Annotated in this window: 10 protein-coding genes and 1 pseudogene; 4 read left to right on the forward strand and 7 right to left on the reverse strand. The window is 65.7% G+C overall.

Annotated elements, in window-relative coordinates:
- Positions 1–216: 216 nt before the first annotated feature.
- The 3 genes from ACHMW6_RS01370 to ACHMW6_RS01380 all read left to right on the forward strand — a co-directional run bounded on the left by ACHMW6_RS01370 (position 217) and on the right by ACHMW6_RS01380 (position 4,306).
- Complete coding sequence (locus tag ACHMW6_RS01370; protein WP_395404917.1) at positions 217–3,153, forward strand: TonB-dependent receptor; 2,937 nt, start codon at positions 217–219, stop codon at positions 3,151–3,153.
- A 66-nt stretch (positions 3,154–3,219) separates the two neighbouring features.
- A complete protein-coding gene (locus tag ACHMW6_RS01375; RefSeq protein WP_395404919.1) occupies positions 3,220–3,900 on the forward strand; it encodes a DUF4197 domain-containing protein in 681 nt (226 codons plus the stop codon).
- Between the two features lie 10 nt (positions 3,901–3,910).
- Positions 3,911–4,306: a YidB family protein gene (locus ACHMW6_RS01380; protein WP_395404921.1), complete on the forward strand. Its 396-nt coding sequence runs from the start codon at positions 3,911–3,913 to the stop codon at positions 4,304–4,306.
- Here the strand turns inward: ACHMW6_RS01380 and ACHMW6_RS01385 are convergent.
- From ACHMW6_RS01385 to ACHMW6_RS01415, 7 genes and pseudogenes are all read right to left on the reverse strand, one after another.
- The gene (locus ACHMW6_RS01385) at positions 4,303–4,626 is read right to left on the reverse strand and encodes an MFS transporter (RefSeq protein ID WP_395404922.1); all 324 of its coding nucleotides are present in this window, start codon (positions 4,624–4,626) and stop codon (positions 4,303–4,305) included. The two genes, ACHMW6_RS01380 and ACHMW6_RS01385, sit on opposite strands and share 4 nt — an antisense overlap.
- Positions 4,627–5,050: 424 nt before the next feature.
- Positions 5,051–5,929: pseudogene (locus ACHMW6_RS01390) on the reverse strand (MFS transporter); the annotation flags it as partial.
- Positions 5,930–6,129: 200 nt separating this feature from the next.
- Positions 6,130–7,209 (reverse strand): N-acetylglucosamine-6-phosphate deacetylase, encoded by a 1,080-nt coding sequence (locus ACHMW6_RS01395; protein ID WP_395404924.1) that lies wholly within the window; start codon positions 7,207–7,209, stop codon positions 6,130–6,132.
- Positions 7,210–7,212: 3 nt separating this feature from the next.
- Positions 7,213–7,980 (reverse strand): DeoR family transcriptional regulator, encoded by a 768-nt coding sequence (locus ACHMW6_RS01400; protein ID WP_395404926.1) that lies wholly within the window; start codon positions 7,978–7,980, stop codon positions 7,213–7,215.
- Positions 7,981–8,014: 34 nt separating this feature from the next.
- On the reverse strand, positions 8,015–9,334 hold the full coding sequence (locus ACHMW6_RS01405; protein WP_395404927.1) for a D-tagatose-bisphosphate aldolase, class II, non-catalytic subunit: 1,320 nt from the start codon (positions 9,332–9,334) through the stop codon (positions 8,015–8,017).
- A 75-nt stretch (positions 9,335–9,409) separates the two neighbouring features.
- Positions 9,410–10,339 (reverse strand): ROK family protein, encoded by a 930-nt coding sequence (locus tag ACHMW6_RS01410; protein WP_395404929.1) that lies wholly within the window; start codon positions 10,337–10,339, stop codon positions 9,410–9,412.
- Positions 10,326–11,462, reverse strand: coding sequence for an SIS domain-containing protein (locus ACHMW6_RS01415; protein WP_395404931.1), 1,137 nt, complete (start codon positions 11,460–11,462; stop codon positions 10,326–10,328). The genes ACHMW6_RS01410 and ACHMW6_RS01415 overlap by 14 nt, the downstream gene beginning before the upstream one ends.
- Positions 11,463–11,737: 275 nt before the next feature.
- Between ACHMW6_RS01415 and ACHMW6_RS01420 the strand changes: the two genes are divergently transcribed.
- The gene (locus ACHMW6_RS01420) at positions 11,738–15,049 is read left to right on the forward strand and encodes a TIM-barrel domain-containing protein (RefSeq protein WP_395404933.1); all 3,312 of its coding nucleotides are present in this window, start codon (positions 11,738–11,740) and stop codon (positions 15,047–15,049) included.
- Positions 15,050–15,104 lie beyond the last annotated feature (55 nt).

The following is a 15,104-nucleotide window of genomic DNA, read 5'->3' on the forward strand; positions in this document are numbered from 1 at the left end:
TGCCTGACCCCGGCCGCGCATGGGCGCGGCGCGAAACGATCAATCCGGTGATTGGAGCCGGTGCGTCGTGCCATCCGCGCAACAAACAATCGGCCCGGCCCCAGGCCGGCGCGCGCCTATTGATCAAGTTTCTGACTTCTTCGGCAACCGGCGGTAAAAGCAATCAGCCCCATCCTACACTTCGTTACACAACAAACAAACACACCAGGAGACAGGATGAAGCTGCAGTATCGCAAGAGCATGGCGCTCGCCGTATCGCTCGCACTGGCCAGCATGGCCGCGGCCGCGCAGGAAGAGAATGTCGTTGTGGTTTCCGGTTTCCGCGCCAGTTTGAACAGCGCGCTGAACACCAAGAAGAACAGCGATGGCATCGTGGACGTAATCAAGGCCGAGGACATCGCCAAATTCCCCGACTCGAACCTGGCCGAATCCCTGCAGCGCGTGCCGGGCGTGTCGCTGTCGCGAGGCGACGGCGGCGAAGGCAAGCAGATCACCGTGCGCGGCCTGAATGCGGGCTTCACGCGCGTGCGCATCAACGGCATCGAAGGCGTGACCGCCACCGGCGCATCGGACATCAACGGCAGCACCAACCGCGGCCGCGGCTTCGATTTCAGCGTGTTTGCTTCGGAACTGTTCAACAGCCTGGAAGTGCGCAAGACGGCCGAAGCCAGCGTGGAAGAAGGCTCGCTGGGCGCGACCGTCGACCTGCGCACGGCACGTCCCTTCGACTTCAAGGGCCGCACCATCAGCCTGGGCGGGCAGGAGTTCTACAACAACCTGTCGCGCAAAGCCGAGCCGCGCCTGACCGCGCTGGTGTCCGACCGCTGGACCACCAGCTATGGCCAGTTCGGCGCCCTGATGTCCGCCGCGTATTCGAAGCGCACCTTGCGCGAAGAGGGCTATGAGGCGGTGGAGCTGCTCAGCGCGAACATGGACGGCGGCTTCTGCTCGCCGCTCGGCTACAGCCCGCAGAATCCCGTCAACACACCGGTCAAGGGCATCGACGCCAACAACTGCGGCTTCGGCGTGCCGCGGACCTCGAACACTGCCGCCTACAACGACGTGATGGGCCGCACCGACGATTTCGGCGGCACCGTCGCGAATCCGCCGCCCGGATCGGGCGCCTTCGCGCCGCGCATCCCGCGCTACCGCCGTTCGGAAACCCATTATGAACGCAGCGGTATCACCGGTTCCCTGCAGTGGCGCCCTGGCTCGCACACCGAACTGAATTACGATTTCCTCGGCGGGAAATTCGTCAACAGCCGCTACGACAACTACATCTCCGCGATTTCCTTCGGCCGCACGCTGGGCCAGGCCAACGGCAAGCCGCAGACCTCGATCGTGGACGCCCACTTCGACCAGAACGGCAGCTGGGACTACGGCAAGTTCAACGCCGTCGATATCCGCACCGAAGGCCTGCTGGACAAGTACACCACGCTGTTCCGCCAGAACGTGCTGTCCGGCCGCCACGATTTCAGCGACCGCTTCAAGGTGGACTTCCTGACAGGCGTCTCCAATTCGGACCTGGATGAACCGGTGCGCGCCACCGTGCAGTTCGACTCGCCCAATGTCAACGGCTTCTCCTGGGACTTCCGCCAGAACCGCAACGTGCCCGCGCTGAACTTCGGCATCGATGTCAGCAACCCGAACGCCTTCACCTTTGCACCGCAGGAGGCGGACGGCACTTTCCACGGTCAGTTCGTGGGCCGCTACCTGCATACCAAGAACAAGCTGAAGACGCACGCCATCAACGCCAGCTTTGAGCTGAACGACAACCTCACCCTGCGCGGCGGCCTCTCCAAGCGCAACAACAACTGGACCAATATCGAACTGGGCTCCGGCGGCAATGGCCTGAAGCTGCCAACCGGCACCACGCTGGCCGATGTGTCGCGCCAGATCAGCGGTTTCGGCCGCGGCCTCGATGGCTCGGGCGTTCCCTCGTCGTGGGCGGCGGTGGACTTGCAGAAGTTCCTTGGCGTGTACAACATCGAGTGCCACTGCTCCGCCGTGCCGGGCTCCGAATACAATGTGTTGGGCCAGGCCAACCGCGGCGTGGAAGAAAAGATCGACGCGCTGTTCGGCATGCTGGACTTCAAGTACGATGCCTTCGGCATTCCGCTGCGCGGCAATCTCGGCGTGCGCGGCGCCGATACCAAGGCCACGTCCTTCGCGCTGGTCAACGCCAACAATGTGCTGACGCCGGTGGTGGTCGAACACAAATACCGCGACTGGCTGCCGGCGCTGAACGTGACGGCCGAACTGCCGCGCGATGTGCTGCTGCGCTTCTCGGCCGGCAAGACGCTGGCCCGCCCGGAGTACACCGACCTGGCGCCATCGACCACGCTGTCGACCCAGGTGCAGACCGTCAGCATCGGCAATCCGAACCTGGACCCGATCCGCGCCAAGACCGCCGACCTGCAGGCCGAGTGGTACTACGCCAAGAATGCCATGATCTCCGCCGGCTACTTCTACAAGGACATCGGCACCTTCATCCAGGGCGTGTCCGAGCGCGCCGTGTTCTCCAGCCTGGGCTTGCCGGACTCCCTGCTGCTGGGCGGCGGCTGCAGCATCACGGGCGGCACGCCGGCCTGCCCGACCCTGCCCAGCACCACCGTGGTGGTGAACCGCAAGGTCAACACGCCGGGCGGTCCGCTACGCGGCTATGAGCTGAACTGGCAAATGCCGTTCAGCTTCCTGCCTGGCTTCTGGAGCAATTTCGGCACGCTGCTGAACTACACACATGTGAAGTCGAAGATCACTTATATCACCCGCGTCGACAATCCGAATACGCCGGCCAACGAGCAGCTGACGCAGGTGGCCGACTTCACCGGTCTGTCGCCGAAGGCGCACAACATCACGCTGTACTACGAAGATCCGAAGTTCAGCGCGCGCGTGTCGGCCGCCCATCGCTCGTCCTACCTGCTGAATGTGCTGGGCAATGTGGCGGGGCACGACTTCACCACCGTCGATGGTTCGACCAACGTGGACTTCAGCGTGTCGTACAACATCACGCCGCAGCTGCGCGTGAGCCTGGAGGGCCAGAACCTGACCGATGCGCCGCTGCGTTATGGCCGCGATTCGCAACGCAACGATACGCTGCTCTACGTGCATTCGGGCCGTTCCTTCGTTGCAGGGCTGAGTTACAAGTTCTGACAACTGGACCGGCTTGACGCGGCGGCGGGGGAGTAAGATAGTGCTTTCGCCGCTGCGGAGGTCCCGATGAAACCCGCTGTATTCGGCGCTGCGCTGCTCATTGCAGCCAGTGCCTTTGCCGCCGATCCCCTGGCGGCGCTTAGCAACAAGGAAGCCAGTGGCGGCCTGAAAGCCGCCCTGGAAACCGGGTCGGCCGCCGCCGTCGCCAAGCTGGGCGTGGAAGGCGGCTTCCTGAACAACGACCAGGTCCGCATCCGCCTGCCGAAGATCCTGGAGCAGGCGCGTCCCCTGATCGCTATGACCGGCCGCGGCCAGCAGCTCGACGAGCTGGAAGTCGCGATGAACCGCGCGGCCGAACAGGCTGTCCCCATGGCCAAGCCACTGCTGGTGAACGCCGTCAAATCGATGACGGTGGAAGACGCCAAGCGCATCCTCACCGGCGGCGACACTTCGGTGACGGACTTTTTCAAGGAAAAGACCTCCGCGCCGCTCTCTGCGAAATTTCTCCCTATCGTGAAAGGCGTGACGGACCGCTCCAGGTTGTCCGGCCAGTTCAATGCCGCGATGGGGCAGGCCGGCAAGCTCGGTCTCGCCACCGGCGAAAGCGCCACGGTGGAGGGCTATGTCACGCAGCGCGCGCTGGATGGCCTGTACCTGATGATTGCTGAAGAAGAGAAGAATATCCGCCGCGACCCGCTGTCCTACGGCAGCAAGGCGATCGGCAAGGTTTTCGGTCTGTTGAAATAAGGAGAGCACCATGGGCATTTTCGATACGCTGGCTGGCCAGGTACTCGGCCAGCTTTCCGGTGAGGGCAACCAGGGCGTGTATGAAGCGCTGGGCGGCATGCTGACCAATCCGCAGACGGGCGGCCTGCAAGGCCTGGTCGAGGCCTTCCGGCAGGGCGGCCTTGGGCATGTGATCGCATCCTGGGTCGGCACCGGCGAAAACCTGCCGATCAGCGCCGAACAGCTGCAGGCGGTGCTGGGCAGCGAGCGCCTGCAAGCGCTCGCCGCCAGTATCGGCCTCGATCCGCAGCAGGTCGCCGCCCAGCTGGCGCAGCTGCTGCCGCAGGTGGTCGACCGCCTGACGCCCAACGGCGCAATCCCCGACAGCCGCGGCGCCCTCGACAGCCTGTTCGGGCGCGGCCCCTAGCGGCGGAAGTGCGCTTCGATTTCTTCCAGCGTCTTGCCTTTCGTTTCGGGCAGCAGGAAGGCGGCGGTGAGGAAGTAGATCACCGTGCAGCCGGCCCAGAAGAAGAACATCGCGGCGTAGCCGTGCTGGCCGACGGTCGGCAGGAAGACCGCTGCGATCACTGTCGATACGAACTGGTTGACCAGCAGCGCGATGCTCATGCCATTGGAGCGGATGCGGGTCGGCATCAGCTCGGGACAGGGCAAGCCACACGCACACGCCCGGCCCCACCGCAAAGCTGGCAACGAAGAGGCAGATGGCGGCGGCGACTTGCCAGCCATGCGATGCCGGCGGCACTTCGCCCAGTTGCGCGCGTTCGATGTGCAGCGGCGCAGTGCGGCCTTGCGCCGGGTCGGCGAATGGATTCAGGTGCAGCTTGCGGAAGAAGGCGCCGATCACGCTGTCTTCCTGCACGGCGTCGCTGCGGCTCAAGGTGAGCGCTGGTGCGCCCGGATCGTCGCTGCGGCGAGTGGCGACGTTGGCGAAGGGACCATAGCTGTAGGCGATCGTCAGTTGCTGCGGCGCGCCGCCGGGCTGGCCGCCCAGCGCCTGCAAGGTTTCCCCATCGAGGCGCAGCGTGACGCTGTCGCCCTTTGCCAGCGCCGCGACCTGGCTGCGCACATCGCGCTGGCCGCCCTCGGCGCTGTTGAACAGCAGGCCCGCTGCCAGCAGGGCGATCACGATGCCGCCGCTGCCCAGCATCAGCAGGAATTTTCGGCCCTTGCGGTCCACCAGTGCGACGGCGGCGACCGTCATGACGGCGTTCAGCACCTTCAGGCCGACGTCCGCCATATTGGCCGTGGCGCCGGGCAGGCCGGCCTGGTTCAGGATGTTCACGACGTAGGCCAGCACGGAGTTGATGCCGGTCGCCTGCGTGCAGGCCAGCACCAGGCAGGCGAGCAGGAAGGGATAAAGATAGCGGCGGCTGAACAGGGGATCGCTGGACGCTGCGCCGGCCGTCGCGCTGCGCGATGGGGCCGCAGATGCCGCAGCGGCGGCCATGTCGCGCAACTCGGCATCGGCTTCGGCGGCTGCGCGCGTGCGCAGCAGGGCCTGGCGCGCCGCGTCGTGGCGGCCGCGGCGTACCAGCCAGCGCGGCGACTCGGCCAGCAGCAGGCTGCCGAAGGTGAAGACCAGTCCCGGCGTCAGGCACATCCAGAAAATGCTGCGCCATGCATGGTCGCGCGCCGCGAACAGGGCATCCGCGCGCGCCGCTTCGGACAGCGCCTGCGCCGCCACCGTCGCGCTGTCCACATTGCGCGCCTGGACAAGACCGATCACCGCCGCCGCTACGAGGCCGATCGTCAGCAGCAACTGGAACAGGGCCGCGCCGCGTCCACGCTGGTCGGCACGCAGGCACTCTGCGAGATACAAGGGCACCACCACGCCAATCAAGCCGCCGGACACGCCCTGCAGCAGGCGCCCCAGCAGCAGCGGCGTATAACCATCGGCCAGCGCGATGATCGGGATGCTCAGCGTGAACAGTGCGCCGGACAGCACCATCGCCCAGCGCCGGCCGATCGCATCGGCCACCGCACCCGCGAACAGCGAAGACAGCACGGACCCCAGCAGCACCGCCGCCACGATAAAACTCGAATTGCTGCGCGCTCAGGCGCCAGGCCTGCGACGCCGTCGCCTCCAGATAGGGCAGTGCGCCGGCGATGATGCCGACGTCGATCCCGTAGAGCAGCCCGCCCATGCCGGCAATGAACAGCAGATAGCGCATAGGCCAGGCTGGCGCACCGGCGGCGCCGGACAAAGTGGCAGCGTGCATGAGCACTCCTTTAAAGAATGGCTTCGCCTTCGACGAAAACGGTGACCGGTTTCAGATCCTGGTCCAGCACGACGATATCGGCCCAGGTGCCGGGCGCGAGGCGTCCGCGCTCCGTTTCGCCGAGATAGTCGGCCGGGTAAAGAGATAAGCGGTTCGAGGCCTCGGCCAGCTCCAGCCCCATGCCGACAAAGTTGCGCAGCGCCTGGTCCATGGTCAGCACGCTGCCCGCCAGCGAGCCGGTGGCAAGGCGCACGCAGCCCATGCATTTGTACACGCGCTGCGAGCCCAGCCCGTATTCGCCATCCGGCATGCCGGTGGCAGCGGTGGCGTCCGTGATGCCGTAGGCGCGCGGAATGGCGCGCAGCGCGGCGCGGATGGCGCCCGGATGCACGTGCTGCAGGTCGGGAATGATTTCGGCGTATTCGGCATGGGCCAGCGCCGCATCGACGATGCCGGGCTTGTAATGGTCCATGCCCGTCATGCCGTTGAATAAATGCGTGAAGCCTGCGGCGCCTGCGCGCAGCGCCGCGACGCCGGTTTCGTAGTCTCCCGCGGAATGGCCGACCTGCACGCGCATGCCCATCGCCGCCAGTTGCGGGATCAGCGCCAGGTGGCCCTCCACTTCGGGCGCCATGGTCAGCACGCGGATCGGCGCGATGGCGTTCAGCTCCTGCACCAGTTCCAGCGTGGCCGGCATCACGTCCGGCGGCTGGGCGCCGAGGCGGTGGATGCTGATGAAAGGGCCTTCCAGGTGGACGCCCAGCATGCGCGCGCCGCGCGATGGACGTTGGGCTACCACGCCGGCCAGACCGGCCAGTGCGCGGCGGATGTCCGGCAGGTGGGCCGTCATCGTTGTGCCCAGCAGGGAAGTGGTGCCGTACCTGGCGTGCTCGCGCGCCACGGTGGCGCCGGCGTCGCCGCCGCGCATGATGTCCACGCCACCCGCGCCATGCACGTGAAGGTCGACAAAGCCGGGCAGGATCGTCAGCTTGCCGTCGGCAGAACCGGGAGTGATCTGGCGTATGCGCTGGTCAAAGGCGATGCTGCCTGTGACCCAGCCGCCGGGAGTGAGGATTCTGCCGCTTAACACGCTCTAGTCCGCAATGATTAATTCGATGCCCAGCCGCTGCAGGCCCTCGCGGTATTCCTGGCTGATGCTGGCATCGGTGATGACGGTATGGACGCGCTCCAGCTGCACGATGCGGTGCAGGCTGACGCGGCCGAATTTGGTGGCGTCCGTGAGGACGATGATTTTCTTCGCGCGCTCGACCATCTTGTGGTTCAGGCTCGCTTCCGCCTCGTGGTGGGTGGTTACGCCGAACTGCAGATCCAGGCCATCGACGCCGAGGAAGAGTTTGTCGAAGTTGTAGGCCGCGAGGCTGGATTCGGCCTGGCTGCCCTGGATGGACAGCGACTGCTTGCGCAGCAGGCCGCCCGTGAGGATCAAGTCCACGCCCGGCGCATCGGCCAGTTCCCATGCGATGTTCAGGCCATTGGTCATCACCGTCACATCGCTGGCATCGCGCAGGTGGCGCGCCAGCGAGATCGTGGTGGTGCCGGAGTCGATGATGATGTTGTCGCCCGGCTGCACCAGGCGCGCCGCCATTGCGCCGATGCGTTCCTTCTGCTCCTGGTTGATGGAATCCTTCTGGCGCATCGTGTGCTCGGTGGGCGGCGTGCGCGTCAGGATTGCACCGCCGTGGCTGCGCGTAACCAGGCCTTGCGATTCCAGCGCGCTCAAGTCGCTGCGGATCGTGACTGCGGATACGCCGAACTGGTCGACCAGGTCATTCACCTGGACGGCGTTCTGATGCACGAGCACTTGCAGGATGGATTCGCGGCGTTGGCTGGTATTTCGCATGGTGGCGTTTCGATCTACTGTGAAAACGTCGAGCTTAACAGATGGCGGGCTCGGGCAGGGAGGCCGTATTGCGGCTGCAGGCACGGGCATATTGCGCCAGCACGCGTCCGATCTTGTGCTCGAGCAGTTCCTTCGCACCTGTGCCGAGCTGGCCCTGCAGCACGTCCAGATACTGCTCCGGCAAGTGCTGGCTCAGGAGCGGCAGCGGGACTTCGCGCGCATCGAGATTGGCGAACAGGCGCTGCACGGCGGCCGCCACTTCCGGTTCGCCCCAGTAGTAGCGGCAACGGTCGCTCAGGCCATAGCGGCGCATCACACGCTGCTCTTCGCTGGTGCCGGCGTAATGCGCCAGCCAGTGCTGGGGCTTGGCCAGCATCACTTCATCGAGCACGCGCATCAGCTGCGAGCGTTCTTCTTCGGGCAGCAGTTCGTCTTCGATCTGGCACAGGGCCAGCAAGCCTTCACGCAACGCGAAGGTCGCCGCGGGGCCCACCTTGAGGATGGCGAAATGGTCGCGCACCATGGCATGCAGGCCGGATTCGCGCTGGTAATCCGTGGAATGGGCTTCGAACACCAGGCCGGGCTGGCTGGCGACAAAGGCGGAAAGTTCGGCTGCCTGCTGCGCGGCGTAGTGCTGGATATGGCTGGCGTCGAAGTCCACGCCAGGCTGCACCACCATGGCGATCACGCGCTGCCAGGCATCGCGCAGGCCAGCAACCATGAAGGCGTGACGGTGCACGTCCAGTGTTTGCGCAGCGGCCGATGGCGCTGTGGGTGCACCGGCATCGGCCAGCGCGGCTTCGCCACCCGGCACGGGCACTTCGGTGCCGATGACGTAGACCGGCGGCGGCAGGCCTGCCGCGGCGGCGGATTGCTCGGCCACGGCGCACAGGCGTGCGGAACGCACGGCGACCGTTTCGTCGCTCAGGCGCGGCGGATCGTCGGCGCAGCGCATGCTGCAGTCCAGGTGGATCTTGTGGAAGCCTGCGGCCGCGTAGGCTGCGATCAGCGTTTCGGCGTTGGCCATGGCGGTGGCGGCGTCCTTCTTCTGCCAGGCGTTGGGGCCGAGGTGGTCGCCGCCCAGTACCAGCCTCTCGGCCGGGAAGCCTTGTTCGCGCGCCAGCTGCTGCACGTAGTCGCGGAACTGCGCCGGCGTCATGCCGGTGTAGCCGCCGAACTGGTCGACCTGGTTCGAGGTGGCTTCCACCAGAAGCAGCGTGTCGTAGACTGCCGCCACTTTCATCGCGGCGCGCAGGACGATGGGGTGGCTGCAGCAGACGCTGTACAGGCCAACGGTTTCGCCGCGGCGGTGGGCTTTCACGATTTGCTGGATGGGGGAGAGGACGTCGGTCATCGTGGTTTCGTTTTTGAGTTCGTGGTCGTTCGCGGCGGATCAATGATCCGCCCTACGCGCGAGTGGTGGTGCCTGCTAAGCCAACTGGCGTGCGAGGAGGGCGGCGCCGCGTGCGCCGCCGGCATCGCCAAACCGCGGCGGCAAAATCGGTGGCACGTGCACGCCCCGGAACAGATGCCGCCGCACGGCCTCCGGCAGCCGCTCATACAAATGCGCCAGGTTGGACAGCCCGCCTCCCAGCACAAGCGCATGCGGATCGTAGGACAGCACCAGCCCCGCCACCGCATGCGCGAGCAGGTCCAGATGCACAGCCAGCGTACGCTCGGCAAGCGCATCGCCCACATTTGCGCGCGCCACGATCGCAGCCGGCTCCGCGCCGTCTCCGCCGAAGTGCGCGTGCAGCCTGCTCATGCCCGGACCGGCCACATAGCGCTCCAGGCAGCCCTGCTTGCCGCAAGGGCAGTCGTACACCGGCAATCCGTGCAAGGCCAGCAGCGGCGCCGGCACCGTCCAGTGCCCCCATTCGCCGGCCACGGCATTCAGCCCGCGCTGCAGGCGCCCGTCGACGCAATAGCCGCCGCCTGCACCCGTGCCGATGATGGCGCCGAACATGGTTGGCAGCCCGTCCGCCGCACCGCCCTGGGCTTCCGACAGGGCAAAGCACTGGCAGTCATTGCCGATGGCGACCGGACGGCCAAGCGCCTGCTGCAGCGAGTCCGCCACCTGGCGGCCGTTCAGGGCCGGCACGTTGGAACTGATCTGGCGTCCGGTGGCGATGTCGATAATGCCGGGCAGGCCGATGCCAACCGGCGCCGCCAAGCCAAGCGCCGCATCGCCGCGCGACACCAGCGTCACGATGGCCTGCACGAAGGCTTCGAAGTCTGCGGTCGGTGTGGCGATGCGTTCGCGATGGACTTCCGCAAACGCTGCGTCAAAGGCCACCAGCTCGATCTTGGTACCGCCAATATCGATGCCGTGGTAGCCGCGCTGTTCAGAATTCGTCATGGCGGTAAATGGTCACGCCCTGCACGACACGGTTCACCGTGCCGTCGGCAAATGGATTATCGGGACGCAGGCGCAGTGCTGCCGACTGGTGCAGCGCATATTGCTGCGCCACCAGCAGCCACAATGGCGCCAGCCAGGCGTCGGACCAGGCGGGAGCGGCTATGCCGATATCGGCTTCGCGGCCGACAGTCACGCAGCGGCCGGCTATCTGCTCGCGCTGCAGTTCCTGCAGCAGGTCTTTCTCATACTGGCGCGCCAGCGCCTTGCTGCTGCGGAAAAGGATCACCAGCGCATCGCGGTTCAGGGCGGACTTCGGACCGTGGCGGAAACCGAGCGCCGTGTTGGACATGGCCAGCACGCGGCCTCCCGTCAGTTCCAGAATCTTCAGCGCAGCTTCCTTGGCCAGCGCTTCCAGCGGACCGCTGCCCAGATAGACCACGCGCTGCACCGGCTGCGAAGCCAGTGCCGCAACGGGCGCCGCCCACTGCTGCAAACCTTGTTCCGCCAGTTCCGCCAGTTGCGGCAGGCGCTCGGCGTAATTGTCCTTGCCCAGCACGGACAGCGCGGCCAGCAGCATGCAGGTGAAGCTGCTGGTCATCGCAAAGCCGCGATCGCAGCTGGCGGCCGGCATCATCAGGTTGAAGACGGTGCTGTCGCCGGCGCCGCGCTGCGCCAGCTGGCCGTTGGCATTGCAGGTGATGTTCAGGAAGCGCGCATCGCGCACCGTGCTGCGCACCAGGTCAACGGCGGCCAGGCTTTCCGGGCTGCTGCCGCTGCGTGCGAAGGACACCAGCAGCGTTGGCGCGTCCGCGTCCAGATACAGCTCCGGATGCGTGAGCAGGCTGGTGGTCGCCACGGCTCTCACCTGCGCCGGCCACGCCGCATTCAATTCATCCGCCACGATCTCGCCCACATAAGCGGAGCTGCCCGCACCGGTGAGGATCACGCGCTGCGACGGCTGGTTCAGGCGGTCGCCAAGGAAGTTTGCCAGCGCAGGCTGCGCGTCGGACAGGCGCTCGGCCAGTTCGCGCCACAAGGCGGGCTGTTGGGCGATTTCTTCAGCGGTATCAAGGCCGCCGATGTCGCGCCAGGCTTGCGGATCGCGGTGCAGGAGAGTAGTCATCGATAGAAAAGAAAGTGGAAGTTTCAGAAAGCTTAGATCGTAATTTTCGAAAAGTCAAATACGAAAGATAAACGAAAGAAAAGCGAGTCACCCATCGTCGTATTCCCTCGCTTCCTGTGGCCGGATTGCCACGTTACCGAAAGTTTGCAACGCAACATTTTCGCTAAACGAAAGATATGATCGATAATTTCCCGCTCTTTCCTTTCTTTTATTGACGTTTCGGATTTTCGTTCCTAAAGTACGAATGCCGAAACCGTGAATCTTTCGAAAATATTATGAAACTTCGTCCCGCCGCACTCTTGCTGATGGCCGCCTTTGCCGCTCACGCCGCCCCTGTCGGCAACCTTCGCACGATCAGTGCCGGCGCCGCGCAACAGTGGGAACTGGTCACCGATACCGGCGCCCATGTCCGCGTCAGTCTGCCGCGCGCCGATGTGCTGCGCATCTGGGCCGCGCCGGGCAAGGACTTCACGGGCGCGGGCGACAAGGCCGCGTCCATCGTGGTCGGCGAAGCGGCTCCCAGTGTTCAGCATAGCGTGCGCGAACAGCCTGACCATATTCTGATCCAGACCGCGGCGCTGAGCTTGCGCATCGACCGCAAGCCCTTGCGTTTCACGCTCTACCGCGCCGGCGAAACCGAGCCGCTGTGGCGCGAGGTGCAGCCGCTCGAGCTGGCGGAAAAGCAGAGCGTGCAGGTGCTCTCCAGCGACAAGTCCGAGCGCTTCTTCGGCGGCGGTCAGCAGAACGGACGCTTTGAATTCAAGGGCCGGCAGCTGGACGTATCCTATTCCGGCGGCTGGGAAGAGGGCGATCGTCCCAGCCCGGCGCCTTTCCTTATGAGCTCGCGCGGCTGGGGCATGCTGCGCAACACCTGGTCGGACGGCAGCTATGACCTGCGCGACAGCTCGCAAGCCTCGCTGCAGCACGCCGAGAACCGCTTCGATGCCTATTACTTCGTCGGCAAGGATGTGCGCGATGTGCTGGCCCGCTACACCGAGTGGACAGGCCGCGCGCGCCTGCTGCCGCGCTGGGCCCTGGAATATGGCGACGCCGATTGCTACAACGATGGCGACAATGGCAAGAAGCCCGGCACTGTACCGAAAGGCTGGAGCGACGGCGCTTCCGGCAAAACGCCCGATGTGATCGAGAGCGTGGCCCGCAAATACCGGGAGCACGATATGCCGGGCGGCTGGATCCTGCCGAACGATGGCTATGGCTGCGGCTACACCGGGTTGCCCGATGTGGTGCAGGGTTTGTCGAAGTACGGCTTCCGCACGGGACTGTGGACGGAGAATGGCGTCGACAAGATCGCGTGGGAAGTGGGCAAGGCGGGTTCGCGCGTGCAGAAGCTCGATGTAGCCTGGACCGGAAAGGGTTATCAGTTCTCGCTGGATGCCAACAAATCCGCTTACGACGGCATCCTGAATAATTCGGACAGCCGTCCCTTCATCTGGACCGTGATGGGCTGGGCGGGCACGCAGCGCTATGCCGTGGCGTGGACGGGCGACCAGAGCGCAAGCTGGGATTACATCCGCTGGCATATTCCCACGCTGATCGGCTCCGGCCTGTCCGGGCAGGCTTACGCGACGGGCGACGTGGACGCGATCTTCGGCGGCAGTCCGGAAACCTATACCCGCGACCTGCAGTGGAAGGCGTTCACGCCGGTGTTGATGGGCATGTCCGGCTGGTCGGCTGCGGAGCGCAAGCATCCGTGGTGGTTCGATGAGCCTTACCGCAGCATCAACCGGCGCTACCTGAAACTGAAGATGCGCCTTACGCCCTATATGTACGGGCTTTCGCGCGAGGCCGAGCAGACTGGCGCGCCGCTGGTGCGCGGGCTGATGTGGGATAACCCGGGCGATCCTGGCGCGTGGACGGAGGCGTACAAATATCAGTTCCTATTGGGCCGCGATCTGCTCGTGGCGCCCGTGTATCGCAGCCAGGCCGTGTCGCAGGGCTGGCGCAAGGGCATCCATTTGCCGGCAGGGCGCTGGTTCGATTACTTCGATGGCCGCCAGGCGACGGCCGGCGCCGGTGGCCGCGATATCGACTTGCAGGTGACTTTGGATAAGCTGCCGGTGTTCGTGCGCGCCGGTGCAATTCTGCCGATGTATCCGGAGATGCTTTACGACGGCGAGAAGCCGAAGGATCATCTCACGCTCGATCTCTACCCCGAAGGCGAGTCTGCCTATACTCTCTATGAGGATGACGGCAACACGCGCCAGTATCAGCAAGGCGCGTTCAGCACGCAGCAGATCGGCATGCAGGCTTCCTCCGCCGGTGTTCGCGTCGACATCGCGCCGGTTGTCGGCAGCTACAGCGGACAGGAGCCGCGCCGCAGCTATGCCGTGCGCATGCTGCTTGCGCAGCGTCCTGCCGGCGTGCAGGCGGCAGGCAAAGCGCTGCCGGGCCACGCCAGCCGCGCCGCGTACGATGCCGCAACGGAGGGCTGGTTCTTCGACGCCGCCGAGCGCAAAGGCACGCTCCACGCCAAGACCGCCGCGCAGGACATTCGCCAGCCGCTCGCCATCTTCGTCGCCGCCGCCCAGCCCGCGCCATCCGCCGCGGCGATCGCGGCCCGCGCGGACGACGAGTTCCCGGCCGCGCCAACACCCGGCCGCGCATTGCCGGCAGACGCGATGGTAGTGATCAACCGTCCCGCCGAGGAGCCGGGGCACGCCCTGGAAAACGCCTTCGACGGCAACCCTGCCACCTGGTTCCGCACCGTGCGCAGCCAGGCCGTGCGCAGCGGCGCGCATGAGTGGGTGATCGGCTTCACCGAGCGCCGCCTGATCGACGGCATCGAACTCGCGCCGCGCAACGACAAGAACTGGAAGCACGGCCAGATCCGCGACTACGAGATCTACATCGCCGACAGCAACGGCGAATGGGGCGCGCCAGTACAGCGCGGCCGCTTGAAGCTGGAGGAGAAAACGCAGACGATCAGCTTCGCGCCGACCGCCGGCCGCCTGCTGCGCTTCCGCGTCCTGAGTACACAAAACCCGGCAGGAGACGCGGCATCGACCACCGACCCGATGGTGGAAGCCGCGCAGACAAGTACCGCGCAGGCATACAACGCCGCCGTGCCGCCGGAAGTGGCGCCAATCACGCTGTCCGAATTCCGCGTGCTGGAGCATCGCACGCCGGAGGGCGCGGAGCAGCAGCAATACCTGTCCGACCTGCCGTTGCCGAAAGTTGCAGCGCGCGACAAGCCCGCCGGCAAGGCTGGCGAAATGCGCATGAACGGCCTGCGCTTCCGCAAGGGCCTCGGCGTAGCCGCTGCCAGCCGCATCGATCTGCAGCTGCAAGGCGGGTGGAACCTGCTGCGCGCCGACCTTGGCGTCGACGACAGCTGCCGCAGCGCGGGCGGCCTGCAATTCCAGATCTGGAGCGGCGAACGGCTGCTCTACGACAGCGGCTTCGTCACCGCCCCGGCGGTCGTCAAGCCGGAAATTGATGTACGGGGCCTGAGCCAACTCAGTTTGCGCACGCTGGGCGCACGCGGCTCTCGCCCGGCCCAGGTATGCGGCAACTGGGCCAATGCAGTACTGACAGGCACGGAGGGCGCCTCGGCCCGCCTGCGCTGAACCGCGATTTCTATCCACTTCGAGTCCCCTTTTCGAAAGGGGAGGGGCGCTTACA

Source organism: Pseudoduganella sp. UC29_106 (genome assembly GCF_044055365.1).
Classification (GTDB): Bacteria; Pseudomonadota; Gammaproteobacteria; order Burkholderiales; family Burkholderiaceae_D; genus Rugamonas.